The sequence below is a fragment of the Streptomyces sp. NPDC057253 genome (genome assembly GCF_042669125.1).
Lineage (GTDB): Bacteria > Actinomycetota > Actinomycetes > Streptomycetales > Streptomycetaceae > Streptomyces.
The window spans coordinates 14129-34064 of the sequence record NZ_JBHUXV010000069.1; the positions used below are offsets into that span (position 1 = coordinate 14129).

The 19936-nt window shown below is 71.5% G+C and carries 21 protein-coding genes; 7 read left to right on the forward strand and 14 right to left on the reverse strand.

Features of this window, described 5'->3' with window-relative positions; translation table 11 throughout:
* Positions 1–4: 4 nt before the first annotated feature.
* The 6 genes from ACFULQ_RS30790 to ACFULQ_RS30815 all read right to left on the reverse strand — a co-directional run bounded on the left by ACFULQ_RS30790 (position 5) and on the right by ACFULQ_RS30815 (position 5516).
* A complete protein-coding gene (locus tag ACFULQ_RS30790; RefSeq protein WP_383550281.1) occupies positions 5–733 on the reverse strand; it encodes an ABC transporter permease in 729 nt (242 codons plus the stop codon).
* Between the two features lie 32 nt (positions 734–765).
* The gene (locus tag ACFULQ_RS30795) at positions 766–1719 is read right to left on the reverse strand and encodes an ATP-binding cassette domain-containing protein (RefSeq protein WP_383550208.1); all 954 of its coding nucleotides are present in this window, start codon (positions 1717–1719) and stop codon (positions 766–768) included.
* Between the two features lie 83 nt (positions 1720–1802).
* Positions 1803–2444, reverse strand: a complete 642-nt coding sequence (locus ACFULQ_RS30800; RefSeq protein WP_383550211.1) for a PadR family transcriptional regulator — start codon at positions 2442–2444, stop codon at positions 1803–1805.
* 18 nt (positions 2445–2462) lie between these two features.
* Complete coding sequence (locus tag ACFULQ_RS30805) at positions 2463–2999, reverse strand: DinB family protein (RefSeq protein WP_383550214.1); 537 nt, start codon at positions 2997–2999, stop codon at positions 2463–2465.
* A gap of 119 nt (positions 3000–3118) precedes the next feature.
* A complete protein-coding gene (locus ACFULQ_RS30810; protein ID WP_383550217.1) occupies positions 3119–4579 on the reverse strand; it encodes an aldehyde dehydrogenase family protein in 1461 nt (486 codons plus the stop codon).
* Between the two features lie 112 nt (positions 4580–4691).
* Positions 4692–5516: a helix-turn-helix domain-containing protein gene (locus ACFULQ_RS30815; RefSeq protein WP_383550283.1), complete on the reverse strand. Its 825-nt coding sequence runs from the start codon at positions 5514–5516 to the stop codon at positions 4692–4694.
* 345 nt (positions 5517–5861) lie between these two features.
* Here ACFULQ_RS30815 and ACFULQ_RS30820 point away from each other — a divergent pair, with 345 nt between their 5' ends.
* Complete coding sequence (locus tag ACFULQ_RS30820) at positions 5862–6380, forward strand: ATP-binding protein (protein WP_383550220.1); 519 nt, start codon at positions 5862–5864, stop codon at positions 6378–6380.
* 91 nt (positions 6381–6471) lie between these two features.
* Here the strand turns inward: ACFULQ_RS30820 and ACFULQ_RS30825 are convergent, their stop codons facing one another.
* The 5 genes from ACFULQ_RS30825 to rpmG all read right to left on the reverse strand — a co-directional run bounded on the left by ACFULQ_RS30825 (position 6472) and on the right by rpmG (position 9339).
* Positions 6472–6714 (reverse strand): DUF397 domain-containing protein, encoded by a 243-nt coding sequence (locus ACFULQ_RS30825; RefSeq protein WP_020141037.1) that lies wholly within the window; start codon positions 6712–6714, stop codon positions 6472–6474.
* 325 nt (positions 6715–7039) lie between these two features.
* Positions 7040–7279 carry a 30S ribosomal protein S18 gene (gene rpsR, locus ACFULQ_RS30830; RefSeq protein ID WP_383550223.1) on the reverse strand — a complete coding sequence of 80 codons (240 nt, stop codon included), beginning with the start codon at positions 7277–7279 and terminating at the stop codon, positions 7040–7042.
* A gap of 6 nt (positions 7280–7285) precedes the next feature.
* On the reverse strand, positions 7286–8923 hold the full coding sequence (locus tag ACFULQ_RS30835) for a GTP-binding protein (RefSeq protein WP_383550226.1): 1638 nt from the start codon (positions 8921–8923) through the stop codon (positions 7286–7288).
* Positions 8923–9171 carry a type B 50S ribosomal protein L31 gene (locus ACFULQ_RS30840; protein WP_383550229.1) on the reverse strand — a complete coding sequence of 83 codons (249 nt, stop codon included), beginning with the start codon at positions 9169–9171 and terminating at the stop codon, positions 8923–8925. Before ACFULQ_RS30840 ends, ACFULQ_RS30835 begins: the two co-directional genes overlap by 1 nt.
* Before the next feature lie 3 nt (positions 9172–9174).
* On the reverse strand, positions 9175–9339 hold the full coding sequence (gene rpmG / locus ACFULQ_RS30845) for a 50S ribosomal protein L33 (RefSeq protein ID WP_383550232.1): 165 nt from the start codon (positions 9337–9339) through the stop codon (positions 9175–9177).
* Positions 9340–9401: 62 nt separating this feature from the next.
* Here rpmG and rpmB point away from each other — a divergent pair, with 62 nt between their 5' ends.
* The 4 genes from rpmB to ACFULQ_RS30865 all read left to right on the forward strand — a co-directional run bounded on the left by rpmB (position 9402) and on the right by ACFULQ_RS30865 (position 11229).
* Positions 9402–9638, forward strand: coding sequence for a 50S ribosomal protein L28 (gene rpmB / locus ACFULQ_RS30850; protein ID WP_383550234.1), 237 nt, complete (start codon positions 9402–9404; stop codon positions 9636–9638).
* A complete protein-coding gene (gene rpsN, locus ACFULQ_RS30855; RefSeq protein WP_383550236.1) occupies positions 9638–9943 on the forward strand; it encodes a 30S ribosomal protein S14 in 306 nt (101 codons plus the stop codon). The genes rpmB and rpsN overlap by 1 nt, the downstream gene beginning before the upstream one ends.
* Positions 9944–10007: 64 nt before the next feature.
* A complete protein-coding gene (locus ACFULQ_RS30860) occupies positions 10008–10532 on the forward strand; it encodes a hypothetical protein (RefSeq protein ID WP_383550239.1) in 525 nt (174 codons plus the stop codon).
* 160 nt (positions 10533–10692) lie between these two features.
* Positions 10693–11229, forward strand: a complete 537-nt coding sequence (locus ACFULQ_RS30865) for a DUF4232 domain-containing protein (RefSeq protein ID WP_383550242.1) — start codon at positions 10693–10695, stop codon at positions 11227–11229.
* Between the two features lie 12 nt (positions 11230–11241).
* Here ACFULQ_RS30865 and ACFULQ_RS30870 read toward each other — a convergent pair whose 3' ends face one another.
* On the reverse strand, positions 11242–12291 hold the full coding sequence (locus ACFULQ_RS30870) for a DUF2786 domain-containing protein (RefSeq protein ID WP_383550285.1): 1050 nt from the start codon (positions 12289–12291) through the stop codon (positions 11242–11244).
* 253 nt (positions 12292–12544) lie between these two features.
* Here ACFULQ_RS30870 and ACFULQ_RS30875 point away from each other — a divergent pair, with 253 nt between their 5' ends.
* The gene (locus tag ACFULQ_RS30875) at positions 12545–13279 is read left to right on the forward strand and encodes a Clp protease N-terminal domain-containing protein (RefSeq protein WP_383550245.1); all 735 of its coding nucleotides are present in this window, start codon (positions 12545–12547) and stop codon (positions 13277–13279) included.
* A gap of 69 nt (positions 13280–13348) precedes the next feature.
* Positions 13349–15043 carry a bifunctional 3'-5' exonuclease/DNA polymerase gene (locus ACFULQ_RS30880; RefSeq protein WP_383550248.1) on the forward strand — a complete coding sequence of 565 codons (1695 nt, stop codon included), beginning with the start codon at positions 13349–13351 and terminating at the stop codon, positions 15041–15043.
* Between the two features lie 188 nt (positions 15044–15231).
* On the opposite strand, the gene ACFULQ_RS30885 is transcribed toward ACFULQ_RS30880, so the two are convergent.
* Together ACFULQ_RS30885 and ACFULQ_RS30890 are read right to left on the reverse strand one after the other, a co-directional pair.
* Positions 15232–18513 carry a BTAD domain-containing putative transcriptional regulator gene (locus ACFULQ_RS30885; protein WP_383550251.1) on the reverse strand — a complete coding sequence of 1094 codons (3282 nt, stop codon included), beginning with the start codon at positions 18511–18513 and terminating at the stop codon, positions 15232–15234.
* Between the two features lie 381 nt (positions 18514–18894).
* Positions 18895–19788, reverse strand: a complete 894-nt coding sequence (locus tag ACFULQ_RS30890) for a glycosyltransferase family 2 protein (protein WP_383550254.1) — start codon at positions 19786–19788, stop codon at positions 18895–18897.
* Positions 19789–19936: the final 148 nt, after the last annotated feature.

The window sequence follows — 19936 nt, forward strand, 5'->3', positions numbered from 1 at the left end:
TGACCTAGCGGCTCAGGCGGGCGAACCTCCTGACGGCCAGTGGGAAGAACACCGTCAGGAGGGCCAGTGGCCAGACGATCGCCGCCCACACGTGCCCCGGTTCGGCGCCGGGGGCGCCCAGCAGGTCCCGTACGGCTGTTGCCGTGTGGGACAGCGGGTTCCATTCGACGGCCGTGCCCAGCCAGCCCGGCATCGAGGCGGGGGTCGCGAAGGCGTTGGAGAGGAAGCCGACCGGCCAGACCAGGATCTGCACGGCCTGCACCATCTCCGGCTTGCCGGCGACCATGGCCAGCTGGATGCCGATCCACAGCATGGCGAACCGGAAGAGCAGCAACAGGCCCACCGCGGCCAGGAGTCCGGCGGCTCCGCCGTGGGTCCGCCAGCCGATCGCGTACCCGACGCCGATCATCACCGCCAGGCTCAGCGCGGACTGGAGCATGTCGGCCGCCGAACGGCCCACCAGGACCGCCCCGTTGGCCATGGGCAGGGACCGGAAGCGGTCGATCACGCCCTTGTCGAGGTCCTGGGTGACGGCGATCATGGTCGCCTCCAGCCCGAACGCCATGGTCAGCGCGAGCATCCCGGGGACCAGATAGTCGACGTAGTCCCCCGCCACGCCCCGGCCGCCGCCGATGAGGTAGCCGAACATCACCAGCAGCATCACCGGGAAGACGAGCCCGACGACGACCCGCACCGGCTGCCGTGCCCAGTGGGCGAGTTCACGCCGGGTCATGGTCCAGGAATCGGTCAGTGCGTACGCCGCGCTCACACGGCCTCCTTCACTCGTCGGCCGTCCCCGGTGAGGTGCAGGAACACCTCGTCCAGGGTGGGGCGCCGCAGTGCCACGTCCTCCGCGTCGATCCCGGCCGCCTCCAGGGCCCGTACGACCCCGGAGAGCGCCGCCATCCGGTCGGTGACCGGCGCGCTGAGCCGCCGGCGGTCGGCGTCGACGGAGACCGTGGCCGCGTCGAGCGGCAACAGGGCGACGGCCGCGCCGAGTTGCCCGGCGTCCCGCAGGACCACGTCGATACGGTCACCGCCGGTGCGTGCCTTCAGCTCGTCGGGCGTGCCGTCGGCGACGACCCGGCCCCCGTCGACGAGACAGATGCGGTCGGCGAGCTGGTCGGCCTCCTCCAGGTACTGGGTGGTCAGCAGGACCGTCGTGCCGCCGCCCGTCAGGGAGCGGACCGCGGACCAGACCTCGGCGCGGCCGCGCGGGTCGAGACCGGTCGTGGGTTCGTCCAGGAACAGCACCTCCGGGTCACGGATCAAGGAGGCGGCGAGGTCCAGGCGGCGCCGCATACCGCCGCTGTAGGCACGGACCGGTTTGCGCCCGGTGTCGGCGAGGCCGAAGCGCTCCAGGAGCTCCTCGGCACGCACGCGCGCGTGGCGGGCGCCCAGGTGGTGGAGGCGGCCGAACATCTCCAGGTTCTGGCGGCCGCCGAGCTCCTCGTCCAGGGCCGCGTGCTGGCCGAGCAGGCCGATGCGCAGCCGTACCCCGTAGGCCTGGCGCACCACGTCGTGGCCCGCCACCTCGGCGCGCCCCTCGTCCGGGCGCAGCAGCGTGGACAGGACGCGGACCAGGGTCGTCTTGCCCGCGCCGTTCGGGCCGAGCACACCGTGGACGCTGCCGCGCGCGACCCTCAGATCGAGCCCGTCCAGGGCGTCCTTCTCGCCGTAGCGCTTGCGCAGGCCTTCCACGACGATCGCGTCGGTCATCGGGCTCCCCTCCGGAATCAGCCTGTAGTCAAACTTGACTACAGCTCCAAGGTAATGCCCGTACTCAGACTCGTCAAACTTGATTAGTGGACGTCCTCGGGATGCCGCTCCCCCGTCGCGTACGGGTTCTCCTCGCCCTCGGCGAGAACGCCGACGAACGGCTCGCCCTCGCCGGCGAAGGTGTACGCCCCGGCCTCGATGCGGGCGATGAGTCCCTGGGTCCACTCGGCCTCGGCGTCGGCCGTGTGGATCCAGAGGTTCATGATCTCGCCGATGTGACCGAGCTGTTCGGGACCGTCCTCGGGCACGTAGTGCTCGGTGACGGCGGAGCGCCACGCGTCGATGCGCCGGACGCGCTCCTTGAGCAGGGCCACCGCCTCGGCGCGCGGCAGGTCGACCATGAAGCCGATGGCTGCCGACTTGATGTCCATCTTCTGGTCGTAGGAGGTCAGCGCCTCGCGCACCAGCCGCAGGAACTCCTCGGTGCCCAGGTCGGTGATCTCGTACTCGGTGCGCGGCGGGCCGCCGGCCGTGGAGGGTGCGATCTCGTGCGCGTGCAGCAGCCCCTGCTTCGCCATCTGCTTCAGGGCGTGGTAGATCGAGCCGGGCTTGGCGTTGGACCACTCGTGCGCGCCCCAGTACTCCAGGTCGTTGCGCACCTGGTAGCCATGGGCCCGCCCGTGCTGGCGCACCGCGCCCAGCACGAGAAGACGGATGCTTGACATGCGGTCCAGGTTATGGCCTCACTCCTGGGCGAGGGCCACCAGTTCGAACGCGGTCTTCCCGTCGAGGGACTCCCGGATGATGTCGGCGTGGCCCGCGTGCCGGGCCGTCTCCCGGATCAGGTGCAGGAGCACCCAGCGCACGGAGACCCGGCCCTCCGGCGGGAACCAGGGCTGGTCGGGCAGCGCGAAGGTCTCGTCGAGGCTCGGCACCGAGCGGGCGAAGGCCTCCGTCTCGGCGGCGACCTTGTCCCAGTAGGCCAGCTGCGAGGCCACGGTCTCGTCACCGACCAGCGCGAAGCACTCGTGCCAGTTCGACGGGTCCCGGTGCACGGCCGGCTCCTCGCCCCTGGCCCGGGCGATCCAGCTCTGCTCGACCTCGGCGACGTGTTTGAGCAGCCCGCCCAGACAGAGCTCGCTCGCGCTGGGCCTGGCGGCGGCCTGCTCCTCGGTCAGCCCGAGCAGCGAGCGCCGGATCCCGCCGCGCTGCTCCTCCAGGAAGGCCAGGAGCGCTCCGCGCTCGTCGCCGTACTCCTCCGCGGGAACGTGAGTGACCATGACCGCCGCCTTTCGTCTTCGTCGAGCCGGGGCTTCCCCCTGACACCGATGACGCTACGAGCCCTCTAGGACACCTTCGGTCCTAGAGGGCCGCGCGGAGGCGGTCGGCCACCTGAATGTCAGAACGGGAAGCCGCTCCGGCCGTGCTGGACCGAGATCCACTTGGTGGTGGTGAAGGAGTCCAGCATGGTGTCGCCGTTCAGGCGGCCGATGCCGGAGTGCTTCTCGCCGCCGAAGGGGACGATCGGCTCGTCGTGGACGGTGCCGTCGTTGACGTGGAACATCCCGGTGTCGATCCGCTTGGCGAAGGCGACACCGCGCTCGATGTTCGCGGTGTGGACCGCGCCGCTGAGGCCGTACGGGGTGTCGTTGGCCAGGCGTACCGCCTCCTCCTCGCCGTCGAAGGGGACGAGGAGGGCGACCGGGCCGAAGAGCTCCTGCTTGAGGAGGGGCGAGTTCGCGGGCAGGTCGGTGAGGACCGAGGGCTCGACCAGGTTGTCCCGGGTGGTGCCGTGCAGCAGGGCCGTAGCGCCGTCGGCGATCGCCTGCTCGACGGCAGACGAGACGGCGTCCGCCTGCGAGGAGTTGATCACCGGGCCGATGACCGTCTCGGGATCGCGCGGGTCGCCGGTCTTCAGGCCCTTGACCTTGGCGACGAACTTCTCGGTGAACTCCTCGGCGACCGAGCGGTCGACCAGGACGCGGTTGGCGGCCATGCAGACCTGGCCCTGGTGGACGTAGCGGCTGAAGACCGCGGCGTCGACCGCGTAGTCGATGTCGGCGTCGTCGAGGACCACCAGGGCGCTGTTGCCGCCGAGTTCGAGGACCGAGCGCTTGAAGTTCGAGGCGCAGACGGTGGCCACATGGCGGCCGACCTTGTCCGAGCCGGTGAAAGAGATGACCTTCGGGACGGGGTGCTCCAGGAAGGCGTCGCCGATCTCCGCGATGTCGGTGATGACGACGTTGAGCAGACCGCCGGGCAGGCCCGCGTCCTCGAAGATCTTCGCGACCAGGGAGCCGCCGACGATCGGGGTGTTCTGGTGCGGCTTGAGGACCACGGCGTTGCCGAGCGCGAGCGCCGGGGCGACCGACTTGATCGACAACAGGAAGGGGAAGTTGAAGGGGCTGATCACACCCACCACACCGACCGGGACGCGGTAGACGCGGTTCTCCTTGCCGTCGACCGGCGAGGGAATGATCCGGCCCTCGGGGCGCAGCGCCAGGTTGACCGCCTCGCGCAGGAACTCCTTGGCCAGGTGGAGTTCGAAGCCGGCCTTCAGCCGGGTGCCGCCGAGTTCCGCGATGATCGCCTCGGCGATCTCGCCCTCGCGCTCCTCGATCAGTCTGAGGGCCTTCTCGAACACCGCGCGGCGGGCGTAGGGGTTGGTCTCGGCCCACTTCTTCTGCGCGCGGGCGGCGGCCTGGTACGCGTCGTCGACCTCTTCGACCGTGGCTATGGTGATCGACGCCAACTTCTCGTTGTCGTACGGGTTGAAGTCGATGATGTCCCAGGAGCCGGTACCCGGGCGCCACTCACCGTCGATGTACTGCTGGGCCAGGTCGGTGAAGTACGACGACATGTGATCCCCAAATCACTAGCAGACACACGATCAACGTGACGGTCTGATCACACGTCATCGTACTTGCGCGACACGCCAGTTGGGCACGCTGCGCAATCTTCTGGGGAGAACCCTAGGAAAGCTGGAGGAGACCTCGTAGAAGGTCCCGGCTCTCGTCCGGACCCGGGCTGTCCTGCTGGAGCTCCTTGAGCGCCTTCTCGTACTGCGTCACGTCCTCGCGCTTGTCCAGGTAGAGCGCGCTGGTGAGCTGCTCCAGATAGACCACGTCGGTCAGGTCGGACTCGGTGAAGCTGAGGATCGTGAACGCGCCGCTCTCGCCGGAGTGGCCGCCGAAGCCGAACGGCATCACCTGAAGCCGTACGTTGGGGCGCTCGGAGATGTCGATGAGGTGCTGGAGCTGTCCGCGCATCACCGCGCGGTCGCCGTAGGGCCGGCGCAGGGACGCCTCGTCGAGCACCACGTGGAACTCGGGGCCGCCGGGGTCGGCGAGATGCTTCTGCCGCTCCAGGCGCAGCGCGACCCGCTTCTCCACGTCCGCCTCGCTGGCGCCCTTCATACCGCGCCGGACGACTGCACGTGCATACGCCTCGGTCTGGAGGAGCCCGTGGATGAACTGGACCTCGTAGGCACGGATGAGGGAGGCCGCGCCCTCCAGGCCCACATAGGTGGGGAACCAGCTCGGCAGGACGTCCGAGTAACTGTGCCACCAGCCCGCGACGTTGGCCTCGCGGGCGAGGGACAGGAGCGAGGCGCGCTCCTGCTCGTCCGTGATGCCGTAGAGCGTCAACAGGTCTTCCACATCACGCGTTTTGAAGCTCACCCGGCCCAACTCCATCCGGCTGATCTTCGACTCGGACGCGCGGATCGAGTAACCCGCCGCTTCACGCGTGATGTTCCGCGCCTCACGCAGCCGCCTGAGTTGCGAGCCGAGCAGCATCCGCCGCACCACCGATCCGGGCTCTCCCGCGCTCACGTTCGCCAGCCTCCCCAACGGTCTTCAGGGGCCGAAGTCTGCCACTAAAACACTCCGAGCAGTACTCGTCCGATTACAGATATGGCAAGAAGCCAAAGATTCTGCATAGACCCGAGGCAGGAAGAGGGGAGGAAGAGACAAGGAACGGGAGAGAAGATGGCGGAAAAAATGGCCAACAAGCGGTACGGGAGGGTCCAATTCGGTCACGTGCACGTGCATCTGCACCTTGCATCTGCACCGCTCATCCGAAACCATGGTCCCGCGCAACCGCTGCATCGCAACGACCGCGAATTCCCGGGAGTGCCTCGCATGGGGACGAATGGATCGACCATGCTCGAGCCGTTACGGCAGGGCCTTCCGCCGCTGGATCCCGCGGCCGTGTCCGACGCCGCCTCCTGTTCACTTCCCGCCCGCTACGAAGCGGTCGGTGACGCACGGAGGTTCACCCGCAGAACACTGGACCAGTGGGAGCTGGGCGACCGCTTCGACGACGTCTGCCTGGTGGTCTCCGAACTCGTCACCAACGCGCTGCGGCACGCGATGCCGGCGTGCAGCGTGAGCGCGGGCGAGCAGAACCCGCCGGTGCGGCTGCATCTGATGCGCTGGTCCGAGCGGTTGGTGTGCGCGGTGCGCGACCCCAGCCAGGACAGCCCGGTGGCGCGCGACTCCGACGACTTCTCCGCGGAGTCGGGACGCGGGCTGTTCCTCGTCGACTCCTTCAGCGACAGCTGGGGGTGGCACCCGATGTCGGGGACGCTGGGCGGCAAGGTGGTCTGGGCGCTGTTCCGGCTCCAGGCGGCGAACACCCCTCAGGACACGGCCGACTGACGCACCGCGGCGTTTTACGACGCCGCGGTTCTACGCGCGTTACGCTGCGCGGCACCCCGGTCACCCTCGGTCGCCCGCAGGTGACCGAGGATCAGCCCGCTATCAGGTGGTCGAACTCGCCGTCCTTGATGCCCAGGAGCATCGCCTCGATCTCTGCGCGCGTGTAGACGAGCGCGGGACCGTCGGGGAAACGGGAGTTGCGGACCGCGACACCGCCGTCGGGCAGCCGCGCGAACTCCACGCAGGAACCCTGCGAGTTGCTGTGCCGACTCTTCTGCCAGGCCACATCGCGGAGATGCGTGGCCGCCATGCCGTTGTACACGTCGAGGTCCACAGGTCGCTCCCCGGTGGTGCGGTGGCCATGTGGCCAGTGATGCAGTGGTCAACTGGTCCGGATCATAGCTCTGTTCACGTGCAGATGCATGAGCAGATGCACGTGCACGAGGGGTGTTCCTGCGGTTACAGATGTGACGTGTGGGGCCCTCGATATGTTCCCGCGTGTGCCCCGGAGCCCGGTTCGCATGCCTCGTGCACAGGAAGAGACGCATTCGGGGCCCCGAGTGTTCCACCTTCTCGTCACGGTCCGGTCGGCTTGCATCTGCCACTGCACGAGCGGACGGGGTGGCGGGGGCGCCAGGGGTCGACGGGGATCGACGGGGTCAGCGAGAGCTGGAGCTGTACGGCAGCAGCGCCATCTCCCGGGCGTTCTTGATGGCACGGGCGAGCAGGCGCTGCTGCTGGGCCGTCACGCGGGTGACCCGGCGGCTGCGGATCTTGCCGCGGTCGGAGATGAACTTCCGCAGCAGATCGGTGTCCTTGTAGTCGATGTAGGTGACCCCGGCCGCGTCCAGCGGGTTGGGGCGGTTCTTGGCGGGCTTGCGTTCGGGCTTGCGGGGCATGGGGGGTCAGACCTCCAGGAGGGTGTCGAAGGCGGGCGGGAGCCGCTTCCAGGCGTCGCGGCCCGCGGCGTACTCGGCGTCGGTCAACAGGCAGGACTCCAGCAGCCGTTCGAGTCCGTCGCGGTCGAGTCCGGGCGAGGTGAAGACGAGGTGCTGGCAGCAGTCGCCGTGCTCGGGGTGCCAGTCGAGGGCGGCGGCCGCCCGGCGCACCGGCGGGACCATGTCCCACGCCGCGTCCGGGAGGGAGGCGAGCCAGGGGCCCACGCTCTCCACGCACAGCGCCCCGCCGGCCGCGTCCCAGTGCAGCAGCACGTCCGGCTTGTCGGCGAGCCAGAACCGGCCCCGGCTGCGGGCGGCCGCGCAGGTGATGTCCTCCAGGGCCTCGTAGAGCCGCTCGGGGTGGAACGGCCGCCGGCGATGCCACACCAGCGTGGCGACCCCGTGCGCGTCGGCCTCGGCGGGCAGGCGGGCACAGGCCGGGTGCTGGGCCGCTGCGGCGGACTCCACGTCGAAGCCGGCGAGCGCTGCGCGGGCCAGTGGTGAGTGGGGGGACGGTCGTACGGGGTGGCGGGCGCCGGCTGGATCGGTGGGCTGTACCGGGTAGGTGCCGGAGGCGTCGGTGGGCCGTGCCGGATAGGAGCCGGAGGCGTCGGTGGGCCGTGCCGGATAGGTGCCGGACGCGTCGGTGGGCCGTACTGGATAGACGGTGCCGGAGGCGTCGGTGGGCCGTACCGGATAGACGGTGCCGGACGCGTCGGTGGGCCGTACGGGATGGTCGGTGTGGGCTGGATCTGTCGGCCGTGCGGGGTGGTCAGTGCTTGCCTGATCCGTGGGCCGTGCGGGGTGGTCAGTGCTTGCCTGGTCCGTGGGCCGTGCGGGGTCTTCAGGGCTCGCTGGATCCGTGGCCCCTGCGGGGTGGCCGAGGGCCGCCGGGTCAGCCGGCCGTGCCGGGTGGTCAAGGCCTGCCGGACCGGTCGGCTGTGACAGGTGGTCAAGGCCCGCCGGACCGGTCGGCCGTGCCGGGTGGCCGAGGCTCGTCGGATCCGTGGGACGGGTCGCCCCGATCGGGACCCGGTGGGCTGTCGGGTGGAGTTGGGTGAGGAGTTCGTGGTCCTCCTCGTCGGCCTCCGGGGAGTCGAGGACGGCGAGGACGGGGGCGTACTCCAGCTGGCGGGCGAAGGTGTCGGCGACCGTGCGCTGGTCGGTGGCCGCGGCGGCGAGGCCGCGGTCGGCGAGGTCGTCGCCGTTGCCGAGGTACGGCAGGACGAGCGCCGGGTCGACCGCGGTGATCACGCCGGTGACCGTGAGGCCGCCGGCCGCGACCACCTCGGCCATCGCCTTGGGCTCGACGGAGTCCCACAGCTCGACGACCGCGAGGCGGAGCGTCCCTGCGGCGTCCAGGCGGCGCAGCTCAGGGACCAGGTCCTCCCTCAGCGCACAGCAGGCGCAGTCGTTGACCAGGGGCGTCTCGCCGGCCGACAGGATCCCGCCGGCGTCGCGGATCGTCCGTACGACGGTGCCGGCCGCGGCCGTCGCCAGGTCGTGGTGGAGGACGACGCTGCCCGGCACCTCGGCGAGCAGTTGGCCCACGGCCGCCTTGCGGGCGTCGGCGTGCAGCCCGCCGACGATCACGACGGAGAGCATCAGCCCTGCTTTCCGTACCGGCGCTCGAAGCGCTCGACGCGCCCCGCGGTGTCCAGCACGCGCGCGGTGCCGGTGTAGAAGGGGTGGCTGACGTTCGAGATCTCGACGTCCACCACCGGGTAGGTGTGGCCGTCCTCCCACTCGATCGTCTTCTCGCTCGTCATCGTCGAGCGGGTCAGGAAGGCGTAGTCGGCGGCCCGGTCACGGAACACGACGGGGCCGTAGGCGGGGTGGATTCCCTGGCGCACGGGTCAGCGCTCCTCTCGGAAGTCGACGTGGCGGCCGGCGACCGGGTCGTACTTCCGCAGGGTCATACGGTCCGGGTCGTTGCGGCTGTTCTTGCGGGTCACATAGGTGAAGCCGGTCCCGGCGGTGGACCGCAGCTTGATGACGGGGCGGAGTTCGTTGCGTGCCATGCTGCTATCTTACTGAAAATGAATTCCATTAACGACACGGCCCCGAGAGAGGTGCGTCACCCTTGCCCGCCCACTGCATGCTGACCGGCGCCCGGCCCGGCTTCGGCAACCACATCTCGTTCTCCCACCGGCGCACCTCGCGCCGCTTCGACCCCAACATCCAGTCCAAGCGCTACTGGCTGCCCAGCGAGGGCCGTTACGTGCGGCTGCGGCTGAGCGCGAAGGGGATCAGGACCGTCGACACGATCGGCGTCGAGGCGGCCGTCGCACGCATCCGAGCCCGGGGAGGAAAGGTCTGATGGCGAAGAAGAGCAAGATCGCGAAGAACGAGAAGCGCCAGGAGATCGTCGCGCGGTACGCCGAGCGGCGGGCCGAGCTGAAGGAGATCATCCGCAGGCCGTCCTCCAGCGCCGCCGAACGACTCGCCGCGCAGGAGGAGTTGCGGCGCCAGCCGCGGGACGCGAGCGCCACGCGCGTGCGTAACCGCGATCAGGTGGACGGCCGTCCGCGGGGCTACTTCCGGACCTTCGGGCTGTCCCGGGTGGGGCTGCGGGAGCAGGCGCACGCGGGACATCTGCCAGGTGTCCGCAAATCGTCCTGGTAACGCTCACGGGTGAGGCTGGTAGCTTGCTGCGATCCGTGCGGCCGCTACAGCTTGGGAGCCTCCAGTGACTACGGCGAACTTCTCGCGCACCGTCTCGCGCCGACGGGCGGGGCTCGCGGCCGCGGGAGTGGTGGGCGTGCTCGTTCTGACGGCGTGCAGCGGGGGCGGGGGCTCGGACGACGAGTCCTCGCCCAGCACGTCCGCCACACCCTCGGCGTCGGCCACCGGGGACGGCAGCGGGTCCGGCGGCTCCGGCGGCTCCGGTGGTACGTCCTCGTCCGCGTCCGGCAAGGTCGCGGGCAGCTGGCTCACCACCGCCGGCGGCAAGGCCGTGGTGCTGGTGGTCAACGGGGATCAGGCCGCACTCTTCGCGACCGGTGGATCGGTGTGCAGCGGCACGGCCAGCACGGACACGATCCGCCTCAAGTGCACGGACGGCAGCAAGGACCGCACCGTGGGCACGGTGGAATCCGTGAGCAAATCCGCGCTCAAGGTGAGGTGGCAGGGCTCCCTCGGCACGGAGAGCTTCATGAAGGCCGAGGGCGGACAGCTGCCGAGCGATTTCCCGACGGCGAGCATCGGGTCGTAGGGGAGCCTCGGGTCGTAGCGGAACCTCTGGTCCCAGGGGAGCCTCGGGTCGTAGCGGAACCTCCGGTCCCAGGGGAGGGGGTAGCTGGGGGCGGGCAACCGGTGGGTCCCGTCGTGCGTGATGATCCATGCACCGGATCGCTCACATCAGAGGACTTCACATGCGCGCCGCCCCCCTCGCCGTCACCGCTCTCGCCGCGGCCCTGCTCCTGACCGCCTGCGACGACGGCGGTGACAGCTCCGCCGACCGCGCGAGCGCGAGCCCGAAGAGCGGCTCGGCCTGTGCGATCGGCACGGTGGACCTGGAGGTCGGCCCGGCCAGCGTGGCTCCCGCCGCCGGCGACACCGGCAACATCCCCGTCACGCTGACCAACCAGAGCGCCCCGTGCACGCTGGAGGGCTTCCCGGCCGTCGACCTGAACGCGGCGGACAGCACCACGAGCCTCCCCGAGGACAAGGCCGCACAGCCCCAAAAACTGACCCTGGCCAAGGGCGACACCACGAGCTTCACGATCACGTACGTGCGCGGCAAGGCGGGCGCCGCGGGGAGCCTGGACGTGCGGACCCTGAAGATCGCCCTGCCGGGGGACGGCACCCAGAAGAGCTACAAGTGGTCGTACGGCCCCGTCGAGGGCAAGAGCGGCAACGCGAGCGACCTGAACGCGTCGGTCAGCGGGTTCACTCAGGCGGGTGACTGAGAGCGGGAGCGGTCAGCTTCCGGGCTCTAGGCGGGGGTGGTTGCCGACCTGGGCCTGGTCGGCCGCATGGGCGCCCTCCGTCCAGCCTGCCTCGTCGCTGACTCCGCGCAGCCGGGTCGTGGTGGTCCGGGGGAACATGCGGTCCATGCGGTCGGTGACGGCGACCTCGCGGGAGGCGAGGACCGGCAGCAGGTCGTCGGTCACCGGAGTCTCGGCGGCGGCCCGCAGACGGTCGCCGACGCGGTGGGCGTAGGCCGCGAGGAAGGACTGCCGGAAGGTCTTGGTGCGCTTGCGGCCGCCCGCCCGCTGGGCCGCCTCCGCCTTGGCCATCGCGGACTGCGCCTGCACCAGCAGCGAGGTGTACAGGAGCTCCACCGACTCCAGGTCGGCCTCGAAGCCCACGACCGTGGAGAAGGCGAGCGGTTCGTTCCACACGGCCCGGCAGTGGTTGGCGGTCGCCACCGCGTCCAGCAGCACCGCCTTCGCCTGCTCGTACGGCGGCTCGACCCCGATCCGGCAGGCACCGGGCGCGTCCTTGGCGGGCGCCCGCGCGTCCAGCAGCGCCTCGTCGACACTGTGCCGCGCCATCAGCTCCTGCGCCTTGGAGGTGAGCGCCTCCGCCTCCTCCGGATAGCCGGTCGCCTCCGCCTTGGCGAGCAACGCACGGATACGGGCCGTCATGCGGCCGTCGCCCTTGTGCCCCTGCCGGGGCTCCTCCAGCGGTTCCAGTGCGGGCAGCCGCAGCAGCAGGCGGTACAGCTCCAGTACGACGGTGGCGTGCGGGAAGCGGTCCGGGCGCGGGGCGTTCGGGTCCGGCTCCTCCAGCTCGGCGAGCTGCGCGGCCCAGCGGTGACCGCGGGGGCGGTCGTCGGGGGCCTGCGCGCGGATCAGGGCCGTGGCGAGCCGTACGTGCGGCCCGTCCAGTTCGCGCCGCACCATGCGTACGACATCGGCGGGCTGCCAGCCGCGCCGCCAGGCCTGCGCCACGAACTCCGCGCCACGCCGAGCCAGTTCGGCGTCCGCGCCGGGGTCGGCGGCGAGGAGGGAGGCGCCGGTGTCCAGGGCGGTGTCGTCGTCGGAGTAGAGGGCGGTCCGAAAGGCACGGTCGACGGTGCCGGCGGTCCGGTCGTCGGCCCGGTCCTCGCCTTCGCCCGTACCGCTGCCCTTGCCCTTGTTCTGGCCCTTGTTCTGGCCTTTGTTCTGGCCCTTGTTCTGGCCTCTGCTCGAACTGCTGCTCACGCGGCGATCGTCTCACCCTCCGAGGAGAGGCAACCTGTGGTTGACAGTGGCGGGGTGTCAACCTAAGGTTGACATCATGACAGCGAATCCCGCCATCACGTCATCCGTACGGCTCGACGACCTGATCTCGGCGATCAAGAAGGTCCATGTCGAGCCCCTCGACCAGCTTCAGGACGCGGTGATCGCCGCGGATCACCTCGGGGAGGTGGCCGACCATCTGATCGGTCACTTCGTGGACCAGGCGCGGCGTTCGGGCGCCTCCTGGACGGACATCGGCAGGAGCATGGGGGTCACCCGGCAGGCGGCGCAGAAGCGGTTCGTGCCGAAGGAGTCCGCCGACCTGAGCGCCGACCAGGGCTTCGGCCGCTACACCCCGCGGGCCCGCAACGTGGTGATGTCGGCGCACAACGCGGCCATCACCGCCCGCAACCCCGAGGGCCGCCCCGAGCACCTCGTCCTCGGCCTGCTCGCCGAGCCGGAGGGCCTGGCCGCCAAGGCGCTCGTGGCACAGGGGGTCACCCTGGACGCCGTACGGCAGGCCGCGACCGACGCGCTGCCGCCGGCCGCCGAGGAGGTCCCGGAACTCGTTCCGTACGGCTCCGACGCCAAGAAGGTCCTGGAACTCACCTTCCGCGAGGCGCTGCGCCTCGGCCACAACTACATCGGCACCGAGCACATCCTGCTGGCCCTGCTGGAGTTCGAGCACGGCACGGGCGTCCTGGCCGGGCTCGGCATCGAGAAGGAGCCGGTGGAAGGGGCCGTCGCGAATGAGCTGGAAGGGTATCTGAAGGTCCAGGGCGAGCAGGGCTGAGGCGGCTTCGCGCGGGTCGTCAGATGTCCGGAAGGTCCGTTGTCAGACCCTCCTGCCACACTCGCAGTCATGACCGACCGCTGGGTTCTCGCCCCGGCCGAGGACGGTGGCGTGGAGCTCGCCCCCCTCGGCCCCGGCGGGCTGCCCGCCGGGCCGGTGCTGCGGGAGGCGGATCCGGCCGAGGCCGTGCGGCGGCGGCCCGAGGTGGCGCGCTGGGTGTGGCGGTCCACCCCCGAGATCTATCCACGCCTGCTCGCCGCAGGGGTGCGGGTGGAGCGGTGCTACGACATCGAGGACGCCGAGACCCTCCTGCTCGGGCACGAGGGGCGGTCCGGGGAGCCGCGCTCGGCGGCCGCCGCCCTGGCCCGGCTGCGCGGCGGCCCGGTACCGCCCGACCCGCCCCAGCGCTCCGCCGAACCGGGCTCGCAGTCCCCCCTGTTCGAACCACAGGGCGTCCAGCTGCCGCTGACCGACCTCGCCGAGGTGTACGCCGACCAGCAGCGCCGTCATGACGCCACCGCGCACCCCGACCGGATGCGGCTGCTGACGGCCGCCGAGTCGGCGGGGATGCTGGTGGCCGCCGAGATGAACCGCGCGGGGCTGCCGTGGAGCGCCGAGACCCACCGCAAGGTGCTGCACGAGTTGCTCGGCGAGCGGTACGCGGGCGGCGGCGAGCCCCGGCGCCTCGCCGAACTCGCCGACGAGGTGTCCGAGGCCTTCGGGCGCCGGGTGCGGCCCGATCTGCCCGCCGACGTCATCAAGGCGTTCGCCCAGGCGGGCATCAAGGTGAAGTCCACCCGCCGCTGGGAGATCGAGTCCCTGGACCATCCGGCCGTGAAGCCGCTGGTCGAGTACAAGAAGCTGTACCGCATCTGGGTCGCCCACGGCTGGTCCTGGCTCCAGGACTGGGTGCGGGACGGCCGCTTCCGGCCCGAGTTCCTGGCCGGCGGGACCGTCACCGGCCGCTGGGTCACCAATGGCGGGGGCGCCCTCCAGATCCCCAAGGTGATCCGGCGGGCCGTGGTCGCCGACCCCGGCTGGCGGCTCGTCGTCGCCGACGCGGACCAGATGGAGCCGCGGGTGCTGGCGGCGATCTCGCGCGACCCCGGGCTGATGGAGGTGGCGGGCCGGGAGAGCGACCTGTACCAGTCCGTCTCCGACCGGGCCTTCTCCGGCGACCGCGCCCAGGCCAAGCTCGCCGTGCTCGGCGCGGTCTACGGCCAGACCTCCGGCGACGGCCTGAAGAACCTCGCCGCGCTCAGACGCCGCTTCCCCAAGGCGGTGGCGTACGTCGACGACGCGGCCCGCGCGGGCGAGGAGGGCCGGCTGGTGCGGACCTGGCTGGGGCGGACCTGCCCGCCGGCGGCCGGGGCGGGGGACGCGGAGGAGGCGGGCATCCCCCAGGACGACCCGGCGGGTCGACCGGCTGCCGGCGAGGACGACGGCTGGGTGCCCGGGTACGCGTCCAGCAACACCCGCGCCCGCGGCCGGTTCGCGCGCAACTTCGTGGTGCAGGGCAGCGCCGCCGACTGGGCCCTGCTGCTGCTCGCCGCGCTGCGCCAGTCGTGTGCGCGGATGCGGGCCGAACTGGTCTTCTTCCAGCACGACGAGGTGATCGTGCACTGTCCCGAGGAGGAGGCGGAGGAGGTCGTGGCGGCGATCCGGGAGGCGTCGGCGCTGGCGGGACGGCTGACGTTCGGGGAGACGCCGGTGCGGTTTCCGTTCACTACGGCGGTGGTGGAGTGTTATGCGGAGGCGAAGTGAGGGGGCGGGAGGCGGGTGGTCGGCGTGGGGCCGAAGGATCGGTGTGGGGGCGGGTGGTCGGCGTTAGGCCGAGGAATCGACCTGAGGCGCGGTTGAGCGGCATGAGGCCGAGGGATCGGCGTGAGCATGAGTAATCGGCGTGGCTCAGGTGAGCGGCGTGGCCCGGGTGGTCGGCATTGGCCGGGTCGTCAGCGTAAGTCTGAGTCGGCGAGGAGGGCGATGAGCTCCTGGAGGACCGTCTTCTCGTCCGTGCCGTCCAGTGCGTCGAGGGCGGCCCGCCACTGCGCGTGCGCCTCCTCGGTGCTCCCCCGCTCGCTCAGCAGGAGTCCGTACTGGTGGCGGGCGAGAGCGCCGGTGTAGCGGTCGGCGCGGGCGTCGGCGCGGCGCAGCAGTTCCGCGCACTCGGCGGCGGCGCGTTCCCCGTGACCGGTCAGGCGCAGGGCGCGGACCAGGCCGAGGCGGCTCTGCGACTCGCCGTGCCAGTCGCCGGGGCGGCCGAGGATGCGCAGGCTCTCCTCGAAGTGGGCCAGGGCGGCGGCCGGTTCACCGAGGGTGAGGTGGGCGTAGCCGATGTCGCAGTGCGCCGAGTGCCGTACGACCACGCTGCCGGTCTCCTCGCCGATGGCGAGCGAGCGGCGGTGCTGCTCGATGGCGGCGCGTGGGTCGGTGTGCGCGTAGAGGTTGCCGAGGTTGCTGTGGGTCACGGCCTCGCCGAAGGGGTCGTTCAACCGCCGTGAGTAGGCGAGGCTCTGGCGCAGTGCCTCGCCCGACTCGGCGTACCGGCCGAGGCCTTCGAGCAGCAGGCCCCGGTTGTTGAGGCAGCGGCGGATCCAGGAGTCCGCGCCGAGCCGCCGCCAGATCGTGAGGGCCCGGTCGACGAGGTCCAGGGCCTCGCCGTGCCGCCCGGTCAGAAAGTGCAGGCCGGCCAGGTCGCCCAGGGCACACGCCTCGGCGGCCTCGTCACCGAGCCGCCGTGCCACCGTGAGCGCGGCCCGGCCGAGGAACTCCGTCTCGGCGACCCGGCCGCTGCGCTGGAGGAAGGGGGAGAGCAGCCGCAGCAGGGTGGAGACATGGGCGGCGGCGCGTTCGTCGGGGGTCTCCAGGTGCCGTTCGACCAGGGCGACGATGTTCTCCAGCTCCGACTCGGCCCAGGCGAAGGCCTTCTCGGACGACGGGAACGGGGCGATGGCCAGCACGTGCGCCGCGTGCTCCGGGGGCTGCGCGGCGGTCGGGCGGCGACGGTCGTCCAGGTCGAGGCCGGGCTCGACGAGGGCGGTCAGCACCCGTTCGGCCATGGCGGCGTACCAGCGCAGGGCGGTGCGGGCGATGTCGGGGGCGTGCCCGGTGCCCGCGAGTTCCCTCGCGAAGTCGCGGACCAGGCCGTGCGGGGCGTAGCGGCCGTACGCCGTCTCCTCCAGGAGGGCCACGTCCACGAGGCGGTCGAGCGCGTCCTCGGCACGGGACTCGTCGCTGCCGTCGGTGCCGAGGAGCCGGGCGACCAGGGGGACGCCGTAGGTGGGCAGGTCGAGGGCGCCGATGCGGCACAGCGCGAGAGCTGCGTCGCGGTCCGACCGCCGCCCGGAGGCGGCGAGGGCGTCATGGGCGACGGCGAGGGAGCGGCGGACGGAGAGGTCGTCGTACTCCAGATGCCGCAACCGGTCCTCGGTGGCGGCGAGTTGGTCGGCGAGGACGTCGGGGGTGAGGGCGTGACGCGCGGCGAGCCGGGCGGCGACGACGCGGAGGGCGAGGGGGAGGCGGCCGGTGAGTTCTATGAGGGGGTGGGTGGCGTCGATGGGGGTGGGGGTCTGGGTCGTGGCGGGGGGTGGGGCGGTCGGGGCCGTGGGTGGGCCGGTGTCGGTGGCGGGGGTGTCGTGGCCGTCCCTGCCCGACACCGCGCGCAGCAGCTCCGCGCTCTCCTCGGCCGAGAGGGGGGTGAGGGGGAAGCGGTGGGCGTCGTCGAGGGCGGTCAGGGGCGAACGGCTGGTGACGATGACCGCGCAGCCGTGGCCGGCCGGGAGCAGGGGGCGTACCTGGGCGGCGCTCGCCGCGTCGTCGAGGACCATGAGCGTGCGGGTCGGTGCGAGCAGCGACCGCAGCAACGCGGCTGCCGCGTCCGGGTGTTCGGGGATGCTGCGCGGGTCGGCACCGAGGTCGCGGAGCAGGGCGGTGAGGGCCTGGGCCGGGGTGAGGGGGGTCATTCCCGGGGTCGCGCCCTGGAGATTGACGTAGAGCTGCCCGTCGGGGAAACGCTCCCGCAGCCCATGGGCGACATGCAGCGCGAGCGCGCTCTTGCCGACACCGGCCATGCCGCTGATGACGCCCAGGGCGGGGCCGGGGCCGGAGGTGAGGGCGCGGTGGAGGTCGTGGCGGGTGGTGAGGCGGCCGGTGAAGTGGCCCGGGGGCGGGGGGAGTTGGGCGGGGCGGGACGGTGTCCGGGGGGTGGGCGGGGTGTCGTCTCCGCGCGTAGCGTCGGCCGGGAGGTCGCCGGGGGCGGTCGTCTGGTCGCCGCCCTGGTGTTCGTGATCGACGGCGGCAGTTGCGTGCACTGGGTGGGGTGTTGCGGCGGTGCTTTGTGTATCTGCCGGGTTCGGGGTGTGCGCTGCGTTCGGGTTGGGGGTGGCGTCCGGGTCGCGAGTTGCAGTGGCGCTGTTGGCCTTGTCGATGCCGTTGGCCTTGTCGGCGCCGTCGGCCGCGAGGTCGGTTCCCCCGCGCAGTACCTCCACATGGGCCGCGCGGACCGCGGGGCCCGGTTCCACGCCGAGTTCCTCGATGAGGCGGGTGCGGAAGTCGCGGTGGACGGCGAGGGCCTCGGCCTGGCGGCCGGTGCGGTGGAGGGCGAGCATCAGCTGGCGGTGGTAGGACTCGCGGAGCGGGTGTTCGGCGGCGAGCGCGGAGAGTTCGGGGACGAGGGCGTCCGGTCGGGTGGGCGCGAGGGCGAGCTCGGCGTCGTAGCGCCACTCCAGGAGGAGGAGCCGGGCCTCCTCCAGACGCTGCACCAGGGCGTATCCGGCGAGTTCGGAGGGGACTCCGCTCAGCGGCGCGCCGCGCCACAGCGCGAGGGCCGCAGCGCAGGAGTGGAGGGTCCCGGTCCAGTCGCCGTCGGCGTGGGCGCCGCGGGCCCGGGCAGCGTGACGCTCGAAGACCTGGACGTCGAGTTCGCCGGGCGCGATGCGGAGCAGGTAGCCGGGGGCGACGGCCTGGAGCCGGTCGGGGTCGTCGAGGAGTCGCCGCAGGCGGGAGATGTGGTTGTGCAGGGATGCCTTGGCGGAGGCCGGCGGACTGCTCCCCCACAGCGCCTCCTTGAGGGACTTGGTGGAGACGACCCGGCCGGCTTCGAGGAGCAGCGCGGCGAGCAGGATCCGCTGCTTGCGGCTGCCGACCACGCGTACACCGGCGCCGCCGTGGCCGTCGTACAGAATCGGCGGGCCGAGCAGTCCGAACCGCAGCCCCGACTGCGATCCGCGCCCCATCACGCCGCCCACTTCTGGCGGAATCCCGCCCTCTTCACGACGGTTTCCCGCCAGCCACCCGACACGGACCAGTGCCGGAATCCGCCACCACCCCGCGCTTCCACACCATTGGTTCCCCATCGACGCCGTCGACTTCACGCCAGGCGGCGAACGACGACACGTAGATGCGTTGGCCACATGTTAGCGATTTGTTGGCGCAACCTGATGTGATCACTACATCGGATCTGGCCCGAGGGCGCGCGCGTAGGACGCGCAACTCGGGGGAGTGTCGCCGTCGCGGCCGGATCCGTGGGACGCGAGAGGGCCCCGGTCGGTGGAGGTGAACGACCGGGGTCCTCGTCCCGTTGCCCGAGCCGATGTCTCGGATGGCGGTCGGGAGTCTCAGATGATGGGCGGGCGGCCCAGGCGGGAGAGCTGCCAGACCGTTCGCCAGCGCATCGGCCGCCGTTCACCTGCCGGTTGCCGTACGCCCTCGACGAACCCGGCGAACCAGGCGCGCAGTCCGCTCGACGACCGCGTCCGCAGCAGGGTGAGCGCCGTCCACACGGCCAGGTGGACCGGGATGAGCGGCAGGGGCAGCCGGCGGCGGACCAGCCAGACGCGGTTGCGGGCGTTGACCCGGTAGTAGATGGCGTGCCGGGCCGGTGAGGTCTTCGGGTGCTGGAGCAGGAGTTCGGGCGCGTAGAGGATGCGCCAGCCGCGGTCGGCGGCCCGCCAGGCCAGGTCGGTCTCCTCGTGGGCGAAGAAGAACTCGGCGGGCCAGTCACCCGTTTCGGCGAGCATGGCCATGCGGAAGGCGTGGCCGCCGCCGAGGAAGCCGGTGACGTATCCGCCGCGCAGCGGGTCGGAGGCGCCGACGCGGGGGACGTGCCGCTGCTGGGTCTCGCCGTGTTCGTCGGCGATGCGGAAGCCGACGATGCCGAGGCGGTCGTCCGCCGCGAACAACTCCTGTACGCGGCGCAGTACATCGGCGTCCACGAGGAGGCCGTCGTCGTCGAGTTCCACGACCACGTCGATGTCGGCGAAGTCCCTCAGCCGGGCGAGCGCCACATTGCGCCCTCCGGGGCAGCCGAGGTTCTCCTCCACATCGAGGGTGGTGACCTCGCCGGGCAGGGACAGCCGCTCGGCGAACTCGGGCAGCCGGCAGCCGTTGCCGACGACCACGATCCGGGCCGGGGGGAGGTCCTGCTTGGCCACGGACCGCAGCAGAGCGTCGACCTCGTCGGGCCGGTTCCCCATCGTCACCACGGCGACGGCGACCCTCGGCGCGTCCATGTCCCACGTCCCCTCAATCCGACGGCCATCAACCGCGGCGATGCTAGCCGTTCACGGTAAGGACTTCTCAGGGTTGGGGATGGGGGGTTCGGGTGGGGGGTTGGGTGGAGGGGGTTGGGTGAACAGGGCCGGGTGGAGAAGGGGCTGG

Bases quoted from the DNA above. Each gene is read 5' to 3' on its own strand.
- ACFULQ_RS30790 (WP_383550281.1), bottom strand. From the start codon at position 733: ATGACCCGGCGTGAACTCGCCCACTGGGCACGGCAGCCGGTGCGGGTC.
- ACFULQ_RS30795 (WP_383550208.1), bottom strand. From the start codon at position 1,719: ATGACCGACGCGATCGTCGTGGAAGGCCTGCGCAAGCGCTACGGCGAG.
- ACFULQ_RS30800 (WP_383550211.1), bottom strand. From the start codon at position 2,444: ATGTCAAGCATCCGTCTTCTCGTGCTGGGCGCGGTGCGCCAGCACGGG.
- ACFULQ_RS30805 (WP_383550214.1), bottom strand. From the start codon at position 2,999: ATGGTCACTCACGTTCCCGCGGAGGAGTACGGCGACGAGCGCGGAGCG.
- ACFULQ_RS30810 (WP_383550217.1), bottom strand. From the start codon at position 4,579: ATGTCGTCGTACTTCACCGACCTGGCCCAGCAGTACATCGACGGTGAG.
- ACFULQ_RS30815 (WP_383550283.1), bottom strand. From the start codon at position 5,516: ATGCTGCTCGGCTCGCAACTCAGGCGGCTGCGTGAGGCGCGGAACATC.
- ACFULQ_RS30820 (WP_383550220.1), top strand. From the start codon at position 5,862: ATGGGGACGAATGGATCGACCATGCTCGAGCCGTTACGGCAGGGCCTT.
- rpsR (WP_383550223.1), bottom strand. From the start codon at position 7,279: ATGCCCCGCAAGCCCGAACGCAAGCCCGCCAAGAACCGCCCCAACCCG.
- ACFULQ_RS30835 (WP_383550226.1), bottom strand. From the start codon at position 8,923: ATGCTCTCCGTCGTGATCGTCGGCGGGCTGCACGCCGACGCCCGCAAG.
- rpmG (WP_383550232.1), bottom strand. From the start codon at position 9,339: ATGGCACGCAACGAACTCCGCCCCGTCATCAAGCTGCGGTCCACCGCC.
- rpsN (WP_383550236.1), top strand. From the start codon at position 9,638: ATGGCGAAGAAGAGCAAGATCGCGAAGAACGAGAAGCGCCAGGAGATC.
- ACFULQ_RS30865 (WP_383550242.1), top strand. From the start codon at position 10,693: ATGCGCGCCGCCCCCCTCGCCGTCACCGCTCTCGCCGCGGCCCTGCTC.
- ACFULQ_RS30875 (WP_383550245.1), top strand. From the start codon at position 12,545: ATGACAGCGAATCCCGCCATCACGTCATCCGTACGGCTCGACGACCTG.
- ACFULQ_RS30880 (WP_383550248.1), top strand. From the start codon at position 13,349: ATGACCGACCGCTGGGTTCTCGCCCCGGCCGAGGACGGTGGCGTGGAG.
- ACFULQ_RS30885 (WP_383550251.1), bottom strand. From the start codon at position 18,513: ATGGGGCGCGGATCGCAGTCGGGGCTGCGGTTCGGACTGCTCGGCCCG.
- ACFULQ_RS30890 (WP_383550254.1), bottom strand. From the start codon at position 19,788: ATGGACGCGCCGAGGGTCGCCGTCGCCGTGGTGACGATGGGGAACCGG.